We start from the raw sequence: 15490 nt of genomic DNA on the forward strand, positions 1-15490 counted from the left end.
AGTAGATGATTGATACTATTTGATTTACCATTTTAAATGTCGTAACCGTCATGCCCAACTTTTCTGATATTTCAGAAATTCTTTCGGGGTATGCGTCTGAATAAAAACCGCTGCCGGTTACCATATGCCAGATTGCACCTACTCCCATGAACGGGGTAAAAAGCCAGAGCACGAGCTGTAATAAGCACACCATAAATGACAGGGCATATAAAACTTTTAATGCTTTCATATTTAAAATTAATGATTAATCCTTACAATCGCTACTCAGTGTACTTAAAGGCTTTTTACCGTCAATTACATCTTTAACCGTATTCCAGTCTGGACGATGGATTTCTTGCTTTCCCGGTGCTGCTTTTCCTCCGTTTTTGTTCACGAAATCTGAAACCATTTTTTGATAAGAATTCCATAATGCATCCGCTTTACCGAATGGCCCTGCATTCGGTACGCCAAAAAAGTTTGCAACTGCTTGGAAATTGCTGCCGTCGATATAGGATAATCTATCCACGCCACGTGTATAAAACGTATAGGAGCCATTCGCATTTTTTACAAAACCAAAATCCCGGTTACCGGACACTGGATGCCCCTTATATTGGGGTTCAAAAATTGTTGTGAAAGTCCAGCCTCCACTATTATACTTACTCACAATAACAGAACCGTTATCAGGGCCTAAAATATCAATTGTAATAACAGCGTTTTTTGGATTACTGGAGTTCCATAAATTTTGGTCAGCAACTCCCCATTTGTCATATGGTGAAAATTTCGAATAATACGTGTCAACAAAATTATTGATATTTTTGCGGATATGTTCCTGAAACTGCTCAGGGGTTGCAGTTTTTCCATTAATAGTCGGCATTTTATCGATATTAATAGGGAAATAATCCATATTGACCAACGGACTGAATGCATCATTTATATCAAGTGCGTGAGAAACAGGACTTCCGAAATATGCTACATCAAATTTCCGAATTTTATCTTTCGTCGATTGGTCAATAGCGAATTTAGCCATTGCTAACCACTTCTTGATTATTGCACAGTCGATATTTGGGATTAAAGCAAAAGGTTTGTTTTTCAGCTGATTTTTCAGTTCATCCACATTTGGTTTAGGGAAATTGTCACTTGGGGCACCTGGAGCTCCACCACCGCCAGTACCTGTTGGGATAGGATCATCGGAACATGCAGCATGGGGTAATTTTGTCTTGGGAAAAGTCCATACGGTATTGAGTTGCCCTTCAACATAACCTTCAACAGTTCTCTGATCTTCTTCTTCCTCTGGCTGACATCTTGGATCACCGGGTAGTCCGCCTGCTTTCAGCTTAGGTGCTGACCTATCTTTAAGCCAGCTATTATCCGCATTAAATGTAGAAAAATATGCCTTTCCTCCATAGTATTTAGTAACGGTAAAGTTGTTATCAAAATATCCTTCAGAAATAATACGTCCTGTAAACCCGTTAGGTATATCTTTCCCATATTCAGGCAGATAGATAACTTTTACAAAATCCCATTCTCTTTTTTGGTTTTTAGTCGCCTTTAAAATCAGGTTGTTGCTTAAGTCGACAGGTATCGAATCGTTCGTGAATATTTTCACATCACTTAACAATTTTACCCTCACAATTGCCGTATCTGCCGTTTTGAAAGTCACGCTGTCCCATAGGATCTGCGTATTGAAATTCTTGCTGAAATTTTTTCTGTCCGCCGGAAGGCCACTGTCGCTATGCTGTTTTTCAAATGCTGCTTTCAGCGAAAGAACCTGTTGATTGCTGTTTTCTAAACTACTGACATGATCTTTTTTGCAGCTCTGAAATCCCACAAATAGGGTCAGGAGCATGCTCAGATAATAAATTCTTTTCATCTACATCTAATAATTGTTATTTAAACTGCTTATTTTTCGTCCATCATAAGATTATATCTAAGACGGTTAACAAAACAAATTGTCCCGAAATATTTTGATTTTTTAATATGATTGAGACATGTTTATTTGTATTCAAAAGAAATAAATTAAAAGGTGTTTTTCAATTCTTTTTTGATTTTAAAAGTAATCGATTTGTCATGTTTTGTTTAGATTAAAAAATGTAATTCAAGTGTAGTGGGTTAGATACAATGGTGATAGCTGTATTTTGCCGACTTACAACGCATTTAAGATCCAATTAAATTTTTTGAGATTATAGGGACAGAAGGCATAAGGGGAAGATCTGACTTGTCGTGATCTTTTTCGTATCGGGGCGTGTCAAATTGAGACCGCGCTTTTTGTTCCAAGTCCTCGCTGAGCTGTGGGCTATCCACTTCAATCGCTCTCGCATTATTGTATGTTTCCCATCGCGCACGCCAAAGCACATTTACCTCCCAGCTTCTTTCCGTCCCATAAAAGAGCTTTTGGCTTCCCATGATCAGAAAATTGTAAGTCAGATCCCAAAACAGTTCCCAACATCTGCCTTTCAAATCTCTGATGTCCGGACAACTAAATATCCGGATTTTTTTATGCATAGAAATTCAATGAATATCATTTTCAAAGAAAAGGATAAAAAGGCAGCCAAGTTAGTTCATCCATCCGACCCACATCCCACCAAGAGAAAAAAGTGAATGAACGGTTTCCCCCCAAAGGCCCCCCCCATTAAATCATTTTTTCTCTTGGTCTACGCAGTTGTATGATCTGTTTGTCTGCTTTCTTTTTTTCCTTTTTTTCTTTTGAAAATAATATCGGGGCCGAGCCTCGGAAGGACTGGAAGAACATAACAAGCAATGTAAAACAATAAAACAAAACGTTATGAACATCACCGCAAAAATCACAAGAACAGCAGAAGTTAGAACAACTTCAAACGGCAAAGAGGTAGTAAATTTTGGCGTAGCGATTAGGCACACCTTCCGAAACAAAGAAGGCGAAAAAATCAGTCAGCCAACTTTTTTTGACTGTGCCTACTGGAGAACTCCAAACATTGCCCCATACCTGACTAAAGGCACTATTGTAGAACTTTCGGGAAGGGTCAGCCCTAGAGCGTGGATAGACAAAGAAGGCAACCTAAAGGCAGGACTGAATTTTCACGTAACAGACATAGTTTTTCACGGTGGGGATGGAAAACAGGGGGGAGAAACAGTAAAAAAGGAAACTGTAAAAACTGGCAACTCTACATCCGTATTTGCGGGGGACAATGACGATGATCTACCATTTTAAAACAACGCAAATCTAAAATTCATCATGAAAAAATCAGCCCAAAATACAGGGGTACAGATACCCGATAATATAGCACAGATTGCCCTATTGGTTAGAAAAGACTGGAAAAACGTCTATTTCGGGGCTGTGCCTTATTTGGATGCAATGCACTCACTCAGTAGCGTAAATGAAAGCTATTACGAAGATTCCGCAAGCTCGATAATCAATTATTTCCTTGCAAATGCGACAACTTGGCGCGGAGAGGTTGCAAGGGCGGTAAAAGCCAAATTAAAACAGCTTGTCGCAAGTGCAAACTAATTTTTAAACCTTCAAAAATTTAACATCATGTCAACAATTCAAATAGATATAACACAGGCTAGTATTTACGTAGGAACATACGCTAAATATAACGATGGGTCAATTTTCGGAAAATGGCTAAAACTGTCCGATTATGCAGATAGGGGCGAGTTTTACGATGCCTGCGCCGAGTTGCACAGTGACGAGGAAGACCCAGAGTTTATGTTTCAGGATTACGAACATATACCCAAAGGCTTAATAGGCGAATCATGGTTATGTGAAAACACTTTTGAAGTACTGGAAGCCCTCGGAAATCTTGACGATAACGATCTTGAAGCATTTTTAATCTGGTGTGACAATGATCACAAAGACTTTTCCAAAAGTGACATTGACGAGCTTATCAGTGATTTTAAAGATGATTATGTAGCCCATTACGACAGTGAGGAGGATTTTGCACGGGAACTGGTAGAAGGTCGTTCAGATCTCAGCGATTTTGCGAAAGAGTATTTTGATTATGAAGCCTACGCAAGGGATCTTTTCTGCGGAAGCTATTGGAGCCAGGACGGACACGTATTCTATAACTAAAGTTTAACCACAGGCGACTGTGAAAGCAGTCGCCTATAAATCTAAAAAAATGGTACTGGAAACATTCAAAATAACATTGAAACATGATACAGGTTTTTTCAAGGTCAAAGTGACCTCACTCAGCGGAGAGCAGGGAGCAATTCAGCAGGTAATGGCCTGTGAAAGATGTCCAATAGGGGCAATAATCAGGATTAAAAAAATCGGTCAGAAATCAATCATTTAAAATTTACCGCTATGAATATTGGCGTAATAACATACAAAAAGTACGACGAAAATGTGCTACTGAACGCACATTTCAATGTAGATGAATTATTCAGGATCATCCTGCACGACAAAGATTTTGTACGCTTTGAAATCTTCGACAGGGAGAAGAAATTATTGGCATCTACCTATTACCCGAATGTTGACGGAAAGGGGCTGTATATCCATCCTGTCAAGGTGTTCAGGGACGAGGAACTTAAATGGATAGACTATTACGCATTTAGATCGCCTTCTACAATCAGGCATTATAAGGTGACTTGGAAAGTAGACGGTGCGGTTTTCCGAACAAGGAAAAAAGCCACTGAATACGCAAATCTTGTCAATAAAAGGGTTGCATACAGAATTGAACCTTTCATTGACCGAAGCACTTACCGCAGGTCGCAGAACTGAATTTTACACATCAAAATTTATCAAAATGAAACCATTGGACGAAATGAACAATATAGAAAAGGCTTATGTACTAGCCCGATTATTCCCTAAAGATTTAAAAGACCTTATCAGCTTTGTTCAAAAGGAGATAACCCATTTTCGGGAAAAGCAGGAAGATATTAAACTGGCTTGGCCACCCCAATGCCTGATAACAGCGAATTATTGGTATAGCCTGATCGCAGAAATTGAAAAGCTATTGGAAAGGCTCAATGTTCAGCTTCACAGAAGCCCGAAAATATTTTCCGAACATCTTTTTTGGGGACACAATTCAATTTTTATGATGCACTGCCTTGTGCGCTTTGTCGGGTGTGAAAATCCCCACCATAGCCTGAAACTGGCAATAGAACTACTGTTCGGAGATAAAGAAATAGTATCCATAGAATTTACAGAAAATACGGAAGATTAAAGTTTAACCACAGGTGACTGTGAAAAGTCACCTGTAAATACAAGCAAAATGACACAGGCAGAATTAACGGAAAATTTCAAAGCATTGATGACCATAAACCCACCCCTAAAAGAAATTGAAGAACTTTTCTTTAAGGCTGTGAACAGTGGCGCACTGGATTTTGAAGATGAACCACAGGACAGTTATAGAACTGCGAAGATTATTTATCATGCCATTCTTTGTACGATGGCGGCAAAATGGTTTCCCCTCGCAATAGAAAATTGGAAGGAAGCCCAAAACCTTAAAAAATTCTTGTAATCATGGCAAATTGGTGTAATAACACGCTTGTCTTCGTGGGAACTCCCGGAGCTATCGAGCAGATAACAGTCCTATTTAACACAATAGCACAAATGGGACAGCAGATAGATTTTGAAAAACTGCCTGATTTTCTAGGCGGTACGGAAGATCATTTTTTCTGCTATATAAGCTATAACCATGACGGTATGGTGGAATATGAAACGAGATGGACACCCAACATACAAGCTGTGGTGCGGATAGCAAAGCATTATAATGTTGATTTTACACTGGGCTATCAGGAAATAAGCAATTGTCTATATGGCATGGCAACCTATGCTAACGGTATTCTCAAAACTATCTGTTTAGACCCAATGGATTTTGGCAGATTCTAATCTGGTTGAACTATAATTAATTAAAAATGAAAATAACGGATTTAAACGGTCTGGAAATAACAGTGACCGATCTTGATAAAGCGATTCAGCAGGCGGAACTATTTAAGGATATGCACCATGTTCCGCCTGTACCCTACGATAAAGTAAGGCAAAAATACTGGACTGACGTTTACAACAAACTTTTGGAACTAAAATCAAAAATATCATGAGCAATCTAGCAGATAAAACAGAATATCGGGCACTTTCGATCATAGCCCGAATGGTTAAGGATTTTGAACGCTTGCATTGCCTGAACATGACGGCAACAGACGATTGGGATGCCACAGGAGCAAGGAATCTTTTGGAAGGCATCGTGCAGAGCAACGGCTACAAGATAAATTATGACCGTGACGGAAAGGGAAATAGACCGCTTCTCAAAGATGATAATATTTCAGATGCTAAACACAATTACACACGGTAAATCATGGACAAGGACAATCAATTTATGGACTTTCTTTTCAATGAATTTTTGATGATGGAAAGAAAGTTCGGAAAAAGCCGATCACATAAATATTTGACAATTATTTCAAAATATATAGAAGTCGGTTTTAGCTACAATGACCCTGAAAAAGCACAACAATACGCCTGCATGACTTATTCAAGTATTTTATATGCGATCTATAACTGGAAAACACATTTACTTGACCTCAAAGGAAAGGACGAGGAAGCTATACGGTTCGCAAGGTATAAAAAGCGATTAAAAAAACTGGGTTATTCCGAGGACGAAATTGCAAATCTTCTCATAGATAGATTTAAACTCAATAACCCGACTGAAATCATTTCCCCATACGGGCAATTATAAATAAATCAATATTCACAAACAACAATATTATGGAAGCGAATTTTTTTAAACAGATAGCAAAAATGGACTTGCAGAGCAAAGTAACGCTTACGATTGCCAAAGCAACAGAAGATAAAATAGTTGTCTCTATTTTGGTGCAGAATGACGGATGTGGAGATAAAGCAAAGTATATAATCCCCCCACTTAATCTCAAAGGAACGGCAGAAGAACTGGACGCTGAATTTTTCTCACATATCAAAAAACCGATTGAATCCGCTTCGGGGCTTATGTCCAATATGGAAGCTTTTATGAAGCAGATGGAGGAAGCAAAAAAACAGTCCGCTATGGAGAAAGAAAAAGCGGACAAGGCGAAAAAGGAAAAGGATGTGAAGATTAAAAAGTACAACGATGCAATGGCGAAAGCCGAAGCACTTGAAAAAGAGGGAAAATTCAAAGAAGCATGGACTGCGTTACCAAAGGCTTCCGAATATCCCGACCATGCCGAAACAATAGGTCAGAAGCAAAATTTGTATCAGTCCCACTTTGCAGGTGATCTTTTTGCCTCACCACAGAACCAAAATGAAGAGCCATTGGCAGAAGTGAATGTTTAACAATAAAATTGAAAGAATATGTTATTGAGCGTTGAATTAGCGAGAGTGTTTGTTCTCATGGACAAGGGATTGAAAATAATCCTTGACGACCCCGAACCACGTTGGGGCGTGGATGCAGTGATGAATTTTTATGCGAATACTTATCCCATTTTGACGACTTCAAAGGTTTCTGCGCCAGTAATTAAGGATGATTCTGTCGTATACACTTTTGAAAGTGTGATGGGTACGAAGGGTTAATTATTAAAGAATTAAAACAATGAACAATGCGAAAACAGATCATATCGGGAACAATAAAAATTCCCGACAAAGAAAGAGAAACCAACCTGCACCGCAGGATTGCGGAGTTCGCCCGATGGATGGAAAAACCAAAAGATGCACAGGAAATTTTCAGGGACAGAAGGAAATCCGTACCGATTGCCATGTTGCCAATGGTTTACTAAACTGCACATTTCTACCTAAGTTCAGGCAAACAGAAATGAATCAGGTAAATGAAACCTCTGCAAAACTTGAAAGTGACTTTTTCAGGTCACTTTCAAGACTGGCAGAACACTACAAAATCGAACCGTTTGCCAAGTCCGATAATTATAAATTTCCCTACAATATCAATCTTGCAATTTCCGACATAAAGGGGAAACTAAAAAAGAACGTGCTGAACTTTCACAGTTTGCGGTTCAAAAAAGAAAATGATAAATTTTATGTGGTTTCCGAAGAACGCTGTGATACAGGGGCGACACTCTTTTACATTCCTGTTATCCCGCTTTTCAGAATGCTTAATGACAAAAAACGGAAAAAAACAGCGCATCTTTTATTATCCGTGTTTTCCTATCTCTATCACATTGCTGATATACCCTATTACAGACAGGAGGGAAGCTATTTATATTATGAGTATGAAATATTGAAAGACTGGATAATGGATGATCCCTACGAAGACGAAGAAGACAACCGTGTAAGCGAAATCGAGATTGCGGAATGGGTGGGAGATAAAATTGAACAGAAAATTTACAACCGTGAGAACCTCACTTTTTTCGATCAGCGGATTGCCCATTTCGATGCCAAAGATGATTTTGATACCAATTGTTTGATCTTGGCACAAAAAACACTGGCAATTTACCGTGAATATCCCGATGCCAGTATTTTTCGCAATGCCAGTAGTATGTTCGATGAGGATGAAGAATATTTGGAAGATCAGATCATTCCGATGGAAAAATATATTTCTTTCTATGCCGATAATAAAGGTTGGCTCGCAGAAACCGTATTTGAATCCGTCAATAACCAGTTTCAGGAATACAGTGAAACGCAGGAACCTGCCCTGATCCAATGTTTTGACGGACAGAAAAATGAAACTAAAGACCTTGCATTTGAGGAAAGGCTCTTTGAACTATTGCATGACCTTACTGATTTAATTTACGATTATAGACAATTGAGCGATGAAAAACAATAACATAGACATTACGCAGGATTTTGACAATAAGCTTTATTATCCCAAATGTGCATTGGTGCTTTATGAATCACAGGGACTTGACCCTGATGTATATGTAGAACATTTTGATATGGACGGTAACGGAAACCCGATAAACGCCCATCCCCTGACAGTGATGGAAGCCGATATTCTGGCGAAAACGCTAATGCTCGAACACGAAAAAGAAAGCGCATTTTTAAAACCTAAATCTGTCCTTCCGAGCAATGTTTTGAGCCTTGACCCGAACACCGAAAAAGGAACAGTGATCTGGCATACCAAAGCACAGCAAAGAGAACTGTTTTTTGTCGAAAGTCTAGGGATTCCAAACGGCAAAGCCTATGTTCCGCCTATGCTGTGGAAGGCTAGCAAATCCAGTCTCACGGTATTTGCGCTTAAAAACAATAGAAGACCAACTTTAAAGTCACAGCTTTACCATTGCCCTTTTTTCAATATATACGCTGACGGAAAAGTATGTTTGGGAACAATAAAAATAGACATTAAAAATACGACTTCGGTAGAGGATTTTATGAAAGCATGGGAACACTATTTCTTCCACAGTTATTTTAGCCATGCCCTTGTTACAGGAGGACAGAGCAAAGAAAATTCCGTGACATTATGGAAAAGGCTGATAAAACAGGGAACGATTTTTCCAATAGAGGTGCTAATGCCCCATAAATTAACCCTTAAAAATATATTGCTATGAATCAGGAGAAAACAAAAATGCATTTTACAGATAACTACCTGTTAGCCCCGACAAACCCGATCACTGTCAATTTGGTGGGAGCAGGCGGAACAGGCTCAAAGGTACTGACTGGATTGATGGAAATCAATGAAAGCCTATTGGCACTAGGACATACTGGTCTGCAGGTCAGGCTATGGGATGATGATATTGTCACATCCGCAAATTTGGGGAGACAGCGTTTTTTTGACTGTGAGGTCGGATTGCCGAAGTCCGTGGCTCTTATTAACCGTATTAACCGTTGCACGGGGGCTAACTGGAAAGCCGAGACGGTCAAATTTGAAAAGGATAAGTTTGGAAAAATGCCCAAACAATCTAATGCGACAATTACGATTACCTGTGTCGATACGGTACAGGCAAGATTTGGAGTTGCCGAAATACTCACATCGGTTAACGGGCAGCGTAACCATGTTCGGGATTCGCCCAAATATTGGTTGGATTATGGCAATAGTAAACATACAGGGCAGGTTATCCTTTCCACAGTGGGTAACATCGTACAACCGGAATCTGAAAAATATATTCCTGTGAACAACCTGCCATTTGTGACCCAAGAATATGGCGAACTGCTGATGCAGTCAGAACGGGACGACAATACGCCAAGCTGTTCCCTTGCAGAAGCACTTGAACAGCAAGACCTCTTTATTAACGCTTCCTTAGCGCAGATGGGATGCAAGTTACTGTGGAGTTTATTCAGGTTCGGAATGACTAAGTACAGGGGATTATTCCATAATCTTGAAGATTTCAGGACTAGCCCGATATTGATAGACTGATCACATCGGGCAAAAAGACATTTCCTTAGCAGGAAAAGTCTTTTTGCGTAAAGCGAAATAGCCGCTTTAGGATATGCCCATTGATTTTCGCCCTACTCCGGGCACTAGGCATATCTTCTTTTCTTGTCGTATGGGCGACCAAAGAAAAGATTCTGTGTTATTTTTCAATTTTTTTTTAAAATATTCTTTTATCAGTTTGTAAAAAGTTTAATTAAATTGTTATTAGAACACTTAAAAAAGTGAATATAAATTTTCATATTTTTGCAGAATGAAGTATCTGTCTTACATATCGGCTATAATGATTTTGCTGTTATCTATAGCACCTTGCCTTGTAGAAGATAGTTGTATGGATGAACCTTTTGAAACTTCAAATAGTCAACAAAATGACGATAATTGCAATAAAAATTGTTGTTCACCATTTTTTAATTGTAAAACTTGTGCAGGTTTTGTTGTAAACTCATTTCATTTTTCAATATCGGGTTTCGTGAAGCAACCTGAAAAAAAGATAATGGTAACAACTATTGCTGCTATTTCCGACTTCCGATATTCAGTTTGGCATCCCCCGAAATATGCTTAATGTGTAGTGCTTTCAGCACAAATTAATTAATAACGATGTCTTTGCATCGTTAAGTTTATACAATCACATTAAATATCATTTTATAATGAAGAAAATGCTCATATTGTCGTTTTTTATGGCAATAAACCTTTGTGTATATGCACAAAACACATTAAAAGCCGTTGTTAAAAATAACGAAACAAAAGAAGTTCTTGTTGGGGTAACAGCTTCTATAAAAGGCACTTCAAATGGTGCAATATCTGATGAAAAAGGACAGATTACATTGTCAAATATCCCCGATGGATTACAGGAAATACACTTTAGTTACTTAGGCTTCGAAGAGTTTACTGAAATAATAAAATTCCCATTAAAAGAGAACGGCATAATAGAAATTCTTCTTAAAGAAAACTCAGAGGAATTAGAGAGTGTGGTAATTACATCAACAAGAAGTACGAGAAGCATTCAAAATATCCCAACTCGGATTGAATTTATCGGCGGCGAAGAACTGGAAGAAAAAGGCAATATGAAACCCGGAGATATCAGAATGTTGCTTGCTGAAAGTACTGGAATCCAGACGCAGCAGACCTCAGCAACCAGTGGAAACTCTGCCATACGTATCCAAGGACTCGATGGTAAATATACGCAGGTTATCCGTGATGGTTTTCCATTATATTCCGGGTTTTCAGGTGGTCTGGGTCTATTACAGGTAGCACCTTTGGATCTTCAGCAGGTTGAGGTGATAAAAGGATCATCTTCCACACTGTATGGTGGCGGAGCAATTGCAGGCTTGGTAAACCTCGTTTCAAAAAAACCAACCGAGCAAAGACAGCTTAATTTTCTGCTCAATGGAACCTCTGCCCTGGGACTTGACGCCAGTGGCTTTTATGCCCAAAAGTTTAATGGTATAGGAACAACAATATATGCGGCATATAATCATGGGACTGCCTATGATCCTGCTGATATTGGACTTACGGCTATTCCTAAATTTGACCGTTTTACGTTGAATCCCAAAGTATTTTTCTATTTCAATGAGAATACCACATTAATGGCTGGAATCAATGCAACTTCCGAAAAACGAATTGGTGGAGATATGGAATATATCAAAGGCAATGGGAGTACAGATCATTCCTACTTTGAGGAAAATAAAACCGGACGTTACAGTACTCAGTTAGAATTGGATCGTAGAATAAATGACAGGGCTAAATTTGTGATAAAAAACAGTGTCAGTTACTATGACCGTACCATTGGCTTGCCTGCTTATCAATTTTCTGGTGATCAATTGTCTACGTATACGGAAGCAAACTATTCCCTTAATGGCGAAAAGACTGACTGGGTGCTTGGTGCAAATTTTTTGACCGATAAATTTACGGAGAAGCAAGTAGCTGGAACTCCTGTAAGAGATTATAATTACACAACTGTTGGCGGATTTGTTCAGAATACATGGAATACCTCAGATAAAATTACCATCGAATCAGGTATTAGAGGTGATTATCATAACCGCTTCGGGTTCTTTTTTCTTCCTAGAATATCTACTTTATGGAAGATCAATGAACATTTTTCAACACGATTGGGTGGTGGTCTTGGCTATAAAGCACCAACTGTATTTACCGAAGACGCTGAACGTATCCAGTTTAGAGGAGTTTTGCCTTTGAATTTGGATGATACAAAAGCCGAGCGCTCTTATGGTGCGAATTATGATATCAATTACAAAACAGCATTGTTTGATGGTCAGGTACGTTTCAGTATCAATCATATGTTTTTCTATACCCGTATCAACAATCCGGTTCTGCTAACCTCTACAACAGGTAACATGTATCAGTATGTCCAGCCTTCCGGAAATTTTGATACCAAAGGGATGGAAACAAATGTCAAGCTTACATACGGGGATTTTAAACTATTTGTGGGATATACCTATGCCAATGTTAATCAGCATACGGATGGTACTTCAAAAATTTATCCGCTTGTTTCCAAACACAGGCTCAATAATGTGCTGATGTATGAAATCGAAGAAAAGTGGAAAGTGGGTGCTGAGGCTTATTATTTCAGTCCACAACAGTTAAATGATGGAAGTACCGGTAAAGGTTATTGGACAGCGGGATTGATGGCAGAAAGAATTTGGGAACGTTTTTCAATCTTTGCGAATTTTGAGAACTATACAAATACCCGTCAGACCAAATTCGGACCGATTTATTCAGGACCTATTACAAACCCTGTTTTCCAGGATATATATGCGCCTGTTGATGGGTTTGTAATTAATGTTGGCATAAAGCTTAAATTCTAAGCGATGAAGAAGTCGACTTTCGAAATTAAGCGAATGGACTGCTCTGCCGAGGAACAGATGATCCGTATGAAACTTAGTGAGATTACAGGCATATCCAGATTGGATTTTAATCTGGCAGCCAGGAAATTGGAAGTATACCATCTGGATAACATGGAACAGATCAAGGCGGCTATCAGTGAACTGAATCTCAAGGACAGTTATATCGGTTCCGTCGATTCACTTGATCATAATCCAGTTCAAAAAGATGAGCGCAAAGAGCGAAAATTATTGTGGCTTGTTCTACTGATCAATGCCTTTTTCTTTGGTCTGGAAATCATTACAGGTTTTATTTCAAATTCAATGGGACTGGTAGCCGATAGCTTAGATATGCTGGCCGATGCACTTGTTTATGGACTTAGCCTATGGGCAGTGGGTGGATCAATTATGCGAAAAAAGAATATTGCAAAGGTAAGCGGATATTTACAGCTTATTTTGGCTGTTTTAGGATTTTTCGAAGTCATACGCAGATTTATGGGATATGGAGAAACACCTGTGTTTTCAACAATGATTACGATATCCCTTTTAGCTTTAATGGGTAATGCTGCTTCATTGATCATTCTCCGTCGTACAAACAGTGATGATGCTCATATTAAAGCCAGCCAGCTTTTTACCTCAAACGATGTTATTATAAATATAGGTGTTATCCTTGCAGGAATTTTGGTATATGTTACTTCTTCCCGAATACCAGACCTGATAGTTGGAACGGTAGTCTTCGCAATTGTAATACGTGGCGCATTTTCTATTATGAAACTAGCAAAATAATATCTTATAAAAAGCCGAATACTAATCTATTCGGCTTTTTTACTTTTATCCATTAGAAAAAAATATCTCTTAAAAAGTTCAAAAAAATCGGAATGTAAAGAAGGTAGGTATCCACTGTATCTTTTTCTGAGCAATAGATTCTGTATTATAATCCGAACAATTCTTAAAACATTTCAATCATTATTTAAGCACTTGCTTAAATAATAAATTTAGCTATATTTGCAAGATGGAAAATAATTCGTGCATAAGACAACGGGCGGATATTAGACAGATCAATCGCTGTAAAAATCGAGTTTTAGAACTCCAAGACCCTTTTGATTATTTATCAAGTGGACTTGAATTAGCGGGAAATAATGTAAGGCTGAAAATCTTGTTTCTTCTACATGAAGAAAAACGACTTTGTGTATGTGATTTAAGCGATATACTAGATATGACAATTTCAGCAGTTTCCCAGCATTTACGAAAGCTTAAAGACCGAAAGCTAATCATAACAGAAAGAGAAGCACAAACCATTTTTTACTCATTGACAAAAGAGTACGAAAAATTGCTGGATCCATTTTTTAAAATACTAGTTGATAATAAAGTTTTAGAAACAATATGAAAACGGATAAAAAACTTATCGGTACTGGACTTTTAACAGCTATTGCAGCTTCTCTGTGTTGTATAACACCTGTTTTGGCGCTTATAGCTGGAACAAGTGGTCTTGCTTCAACTTTTTCCTGGCTTGAACCTTTCCGTCCATATTTTATCGGTTTAACAATTTTAGTGCTTGGCTTTGCATGGTATCAAAAATTGAAACCGCTAAGGAAAATAGATTGTAATTGTGAAGTAACTGAAAAACCAAATTTTATGCAGACAAGTTCATTTTTAGGAATTGTTACCGTCTTTGCGGGTTTACTTTTATCGTTTCCAATTTATTCTCACATATTTTTTTCCCAGACTAAAAGTAAAACTATTATAACTCAGACTTCCAAGATTCAGAAAGTTGAGTTTGCTATTAAAGGAATGACTTGTTCTGGGTGTGAACAACATATTAAAACAGAGATCAACCGACTAAAAGGAATTGTCGAAGTTGTAGTATCTTATGAAAAGGGCAACGCTATTGTTAAGTTCGACAGTAAACAAACAAGTATCACGGAAATTGAAAATGCTATCAATTCAACAGGATATAAAGCAATAAATAGTAAAACTATATCGTAATGGAAATAAAGTTACAAACAATAATAACTTGTCCAGACTGTGGTTACAAGAAAGAGGAAACAATGCCAACAAACGCCTGCCAATATTTTTACGAATGTGAAAAGTGCAAGAGAGTTTTAAAACCTCTCAAGGGTGATTGTTGCGTATATTGTAGTTTCGGCTCTGTAAAGTGTCCGCCAATTCAAGAAAATAAAAAATGCTGTTAATCTCTGGGTATTTATTTAAACCTAGATACAATTACAAATTCTTGGATAAAAACAAGGAGTAAATTATAATGACAAACGCAGCCTCTTTCACTTAAACTTCAAAGAAACAATTTAAATTATCCCTTTTTTTATATTTAAGGTTTGCGGTAACATATAAAAAAATATCATCATTATCTTTTTATATCAAAAATAATATCGTAATATTGCAATATAATAATTATGACATGGGAGCTACAAAAACAGAGCATTTTACTGA

The 15490-nt window shown here is 38.0% G+C and carries 24 protein-coding genes; 21 read left to right on the forward strand and 3 right to left on the reverse strand.

What is annotated here, in order from left to right; translation table 11 throughout:
• The 3 genes from WFK35_RS12080 to WFK35_RS12090 all read right to left on the reverse strand — a co-directional run.
• The coding region (locus WFK35_RS12080) for a hypothetical protein (protein WP_336732823.1) at positions 1 to 229 on the reverse strand (229 nt) is incomplete at its 3' end.
• A gap of 15 nt (positions 230 to 244) precedes the next feature.
• Positions 245 to 1825, reverse strand: a complete 1581-nt coding sequence (locus WFK35_RS12085) for a hypothetical protein (protein ID WP_336732824.1) — start codon at positions 1823 to 1825, stop codon at positions 245 to 247.
• Positions 1826 to 2296: 471 nt separating this feature from the next.
• Positions 2297 to 2455 carry a hypothetical protein gene (locus WFK35_RS12090; RefSeq protein WP_157859438.1) on the reverse strand — a complete coding sequence of 53 codons (159 nt, stop codon included), beginning with the start codon at positions 2453 to 2455 and terminating at the stop codon, positions 2297 to 2299.
• A 306-nt stretch (positions 2456 to 2761) separates the two neighbouring features.
• On the opposite strand from WFK35_RS12090, the gene WFK35_RS12095 reads away from it, so the two are divergent.
• The 21 genes from WFK35_RS12095 (at position 2762) to WFK35_RS12195 (ending at position 15234) form a co-directional block, all read left to right on the forward strand.
• Entirely contained in the window at positions 2762 to 3166 is a 405-nt protein-coding gene (locus WFK35_RS12095; RefSeq protein WP_048506370.1) for a single-stranded DNA-binding protein, read from the forward strand.
• A gap of 24 nt (positions 3167 to 3190) precedes the next feature.
• A complete protein-coding gene (locus tag WFK35_RS12100) occupies positions 3191 to 3463 on the forward strand; it encodes a hypothetical protein (protein ID WP_048506369.1) in 273 nt (90 codons plus the stop codon).
• Between the two features lie 27 nt (positions 3464 to 3490).
• Complete coding sequence (locus WFK35_RS12105) at positions 3491 to 4027, forward strand: antirestriction protein ArdA (protein ID WP_103290207.1); 537 nt, start codon at positions 3491 to 3493, stop codon at positions 4025 to 4027.
• 49 nt (positions 4028 to 4076) lie between these two features.
• On the forward strand, positions 4077 to 4250 hold the full coding sequence (locus tag WFK35_RS12110) for a hypothetical protein (RefSeq protein ID WP_164465222.1): 174 nt from the start codon (positions 4077 to 4079) through the stop codon (positions 4248 to 4250).
• 11 nt (positions 4251 to 4261) lie between these two features.
• A complete protein-coding gene (locus WFK35_RS12115) occupies positions 4262 to 4678 on the forward strand; it encodes a hypothetical protein (protein WP_048506367.1) in 417 nt (138 codons plus the stop codon).
• Positions 4679 to 4703: 25 nt separating this feature from the next.
• Positions 4704 to 5123 carry a hypothetical protein gene (locus WFK35_RS12120; RefSeq protein ID WP_048506366.1) on the forward strand — a complete coding sequence of 140 codons (420 nt, stop codon included), beginning with the start codon at positions 4704 to 4706 and terminating at the stop codon, positions 5121 to 5123.
• Between the two features lie 48 nt (positions 5124 to 5171).
• Positions 5172 to 5420, forward strand: coding sequence for a hypothetical protein (locus tag WFK35_RS12125; RefSeq protein ID WP_048506365.1), 249 nt, complete (start codon positions 5172 to 5174; stop codon positions 5418 to 5420).
• Between the two features lie 2 nt (positions 5421 to 5422).
• The gene (locus tag WFK35_RS12130; RefSeq protein WP_048506364.1) at positions 5423 to 5791 is read left to right on the forward strand and encodes a hypothetical protein; all 369 of its coding nucleotides are present in this window, start codon (positions 5423 to 5425) and stop codon (positions 5789 to 5791) included.
• A 26-nt stretch (positions 5792 to 5817) separates the two neighbouring features.
• On the forward strand, positions 5818 to 6000 hold the full coding sequence (locus WFK35_RS12135) for a hypothetical protein (protein WP_048506363.1): 183 nt from the start codon (positions 5818 to 5820) through the stop codon (positions 5998 to 6000).
• Positions 5997 to 6251, forward strand: a complete 255-nt coding sequence (locus WFK35_RS12140) for a hypothetical protein (RefSeq protein WP_074941775.1) — start codon at positions 5997 to 5999, stop codon at positions 6249 to 6251. The genes WFK35_RS12135 and WFK35_RS12140 overlap by 4 nt, the downstream gene beginning before the upstream one ends.
• A gap of 3 nt (positions 6252 to 6254) precedes the next feature.
• Positions 6255 to 6632 (forward strand): hypothetical protein, encoded by a 378-nt coding sequence (locus WFK35_RS12145; RefSeq protein WP_048506362.1) that lies wholly within the window; start codon positions 6255 to 6257, stop codon positions 6630 to 6632.
• Between the two features lie 29 nt (positions 6633 to 6661).
• The gene (locus tag WFK35_RS12150; protein ID WP_048506361.1) at positions 6662 to 7222 is read left to right on the forward strand and encodes a PRTRC system protein E; all 561 of its coding nucleotides are present in this window, start codon (positions 6662 to 6664) and stop codon (positions 7220 to 7222) included.
• An 18-nt stretch (positions 7223 to 7240) separates the two neighbouring features.
• Positions 7241 to 7459 (forward strand): PRTRC system protein C, encoded by a 219-nt coding sequence (locus WFK35_RS12155; RefSeq protein ID WP_048506360.1) that lies wholly within the window; start codon positions 7241 to 7243, stop codon positions 7457 to 7459.
• A gap of 19 nt (positions 7460 to 7478) precedes the next feature.
• Positions 7479 to 8663 carry a hypothetical protein gene (locus WFK35_RS12160; protein WP_048506359.1) on the forward strand — a complete coding sequence of 395 codons (1185 nt, stop codon included), beginning with the start codon at positions 7479 to 7481 and terminating at the stop codon, positions 8661 to 8663.
• On the forward strand, positions 8650 to 9384 hold the full coding sequence (locus WFK35_RS12165; protein ID WP_048506358.1) for a PRTRC system protein B: 735 nt from the start codon (positions 8650 to 8652) through the stop codon (positions 9382 to 9384). The genes WFK35_RS12160 and WFK35_RS12165 overlap by 14 nt, the downstream gene beginning before the upstream one ends.
• Positions 9381 to 10190 carry a PRTRC system ThiF family protein gene (locus WFK35_RS12170; RefSeq protein WP_048506357.1) on the forward strand — a complete coding sequence of 270 codons (810 nt, stop codon included), beginning with the start codon at positions 9381 to 9383 and terminating at the stop codon, positions 10188 to 10190. Before WFK35_RS12165 ends, WFK35_RS12170 begins: the two co-directional genes overlap by 4 nt.
• A gap of 662 nt (positions 10191 to 10852) precedes the next feature.
• On the forward strand, positions 10853 to 13027 hold the full coding sequence (locus tag WFK35_RS12175) for a TonB-dependent receptor (RefSeq protein WP_048506355.1): 2175 nt from the start codon (positions 10853 to 10855) through the stop codon (positions 13025 to 13027).
• Between the two features lie 3 nt (positions 13028 to 13030).
• Positions 13031 to 13828, forward strand: coding sequence for a cation transporter (locus tag WFK35_RS12180; protein WP_048506354.1), 798 nt, complete (start codon positions 13031 to 13033; stop codon positions 13826 to 13828).
• A 226-nt stretch (positions 13829 to 14054) separates the two neighbouring features.
• Positions 14055 to 14429, forward strand: a complete 375-nt coding sequence (locus WFK35_RS12185) for an ArsR/SmtB family transcription factor (protein WP_048506353.1) — start codon at positions 14055 to 14057, stop codon at positions 14427 to 14429.
• On the forward strand, positions 14426 to 15028 hold the full coding sequence (merTP, locus tag WFK35_RS12190) for a mercuric transport protein MerTP (protein WP_048506352.1): 603 nt from the start codon (positions 14426 to 14428) through the stop codon (positions 15026 to 15028). The genes WFK35_RS12185 and merTP overlap by 4 nt, the downstream gene beginning before the upstream one ends.
• Positions 15028 to 15234, forward strand: a complete 207-nt coding sequence (locus WFK35_RS12195) for a GDCCVxC domain-containing (seleno)protein (RefSeq protein ID WP_073060390.1) — start codon at positions 15028 to 15030, stop codon at positions 15232 to 15234. The genes merTP and WFK35_RS12195 overlap by 1 nt, the downstream gene beginning before the upstream one ends.
• Positions 15235 to 15490: the final 256 nt, after the last annotated feature.

Origin of the sequence: Chryseobacterium sp. VD8, from assembly GCF_037149975.1 — a bacterium.
Lineage (GTDB): Bacteria > Bacteroidota > Bacteroidia > Flavobacteriales > Weeksellaceae > Chryseobacterium > Chryseobacterium indicum.

Excerpts from the sequence above, each read along its gene's own strand:
- WFK35_RS12145 (WP_048506362.1), top strand. The coding sequence starts at position 6,255 with ATGGACAAGGACAATCAATTTATGGACTTTCTTTTCAATGAATTTTTG.
- WFK35_RS12160 (WP_048506359.1), top strand. The coding sequence starts at position 7,479 with ATGAACAATGCGAAAACAGATCATATCGGGAACAATAAAAATTCCCGA.
- WFK35_RS12125 (WP_048506365.1), top strand. The coding sequence starts at position 5,172 with ATGACACAGGCAGAATTAACGGAAAATTTCAAAGCATTGATGACCATA.
- WFK35_RS12130 (WP_048506364.1), top strand. The coding sequence starts at position 5,423 with ATGGCAAATTGGTGTAATAACACGCTTGTCTTCGTGGGAACTCCCGGA.
- WFK35_RS12180 (WP_048506354.1), top strand. The coding sequence starts at position 13,031 with ATGAAGAAGTCGACTTTCGAAATTAAGCGAATGGACTGCTCTGCCGAG.
- WFK35_RS12175 (WP_048506355.1), top strand. The coding sequence starts at position 10,853 with ATGAAGAAAATGCTCATATTGTCGTTTTTTATGGCAATAAACCTTTGT.
- WFK35_RS12115 (WP_048506367.1), top strand. The coding sequence starts at position 4,262 with ATGAATATTGGCGTAATAACATACAAAAAGTACGACGAAAATGTGCTA.
- merTP (WP_048506352.1), top strand. The coding sequence starts at position 14,426 with ATGAAAACGGATAAAAAACTTATCGGTACTGGACTTTTAACAGCTATT.
- WFK35_RS12100 (WP_048506369.1), top strand. The coding sequence starts at position 3,191 with ATGAAAAAATCAGCCCAAAATACAGGGGTACAGATACCCGATAATATA.
- WFK35_RS12185 (WP_048506353.1), top strand. The coding sequence starts at position 14,055 with ATGGAAAATAATTCGTGCATAAGACAACGGGCGGATATTAGACAGATC.
- WFK35_RS12150 (WP_048506361.1), top strand. The coding sequence starts at position 6,662 with ATGGAAGCGAATTTTTTTAAACAGATAGCAAAAATGGACTTGCAGAGC.
- WFK35_RS12110 (WP_164465222.1), top strand. The coding sequence starts at position 4,077 with ATGGTACTGGAAACATTCAAAATAACATTGAAACATGATACAGGTTTT.
- WFK35_RS12105 (WP_103290207.1), top strand. The coding sequence starts at position 3,491 with ATGTCAACAATTCAAATAGATATAACACAGGCTAGTATTTACGTAGGA.
- WFK35_RS12170 (WP_048506357.1), top strand. The coding sequence starts at position 9,381 with ATGAATCAGGAGAAAACAAAAATGCATTTTACAGATAACTACCTGTTA.
- WFK35_RS12155 (WP_048506360.1), top strand. The coding sequence starts at position 7,241 with ATGTTATTGAGCGTTGAATTAGCGAGAGTGTTTGTTCTCATGGACAAG.
- WFK35_RS12140 (WP_074941775.1), top strand. The coding sequence starts at position 5,997 with ATGAGCAATCTAGCAGATAAAACAGAATATCGGGCACTTTCGATCATA.
- WFK35_RS12195 (WP_073060390.1), top strand. The coding sequence starts at position 15,028 with ATGGAAATAAAGTTACAAACAATAATAACTTGTCCAGACTGTGGTTAC.
- WFK35_RS12085 (WP_336732824.1), bottom strand. The coding sequence starts at position 1,825 with ATGCTCCTGACCCTATTTGTGGGATTTCAGAGCTGCAAAAAAGATCAT.
- WFK35_RS12135 (WP_048506363.1), top strand. The coding sequence starts at position 5,818 with ATGAAAATAACGGATTTAAACGGTCTGGAAATAACAGTGACCGATCTT.
- WFK35_RS12095 (WP_048506370.1), top strand. The coding sequence starts at position 2,762 with ATGAACATCACCGCAAAAATCACAAGAACAGCAGAAGTTAGAACAACT.
- WFK35_RS12165 (WP_048506358.1), top strand. The coding sequence starts at position 8,650 with ATGAAAAACAATAACATAGACATTACGCAGGATTTTGACAATAAGCTT.
- WFK35_RS12120 (WP_048506366.1), top strand. The coding sequence starts at position 4,704 with ATGAAACCATTGGACGAAATGAACAATATAGAAAAGGCTTATGTACTA.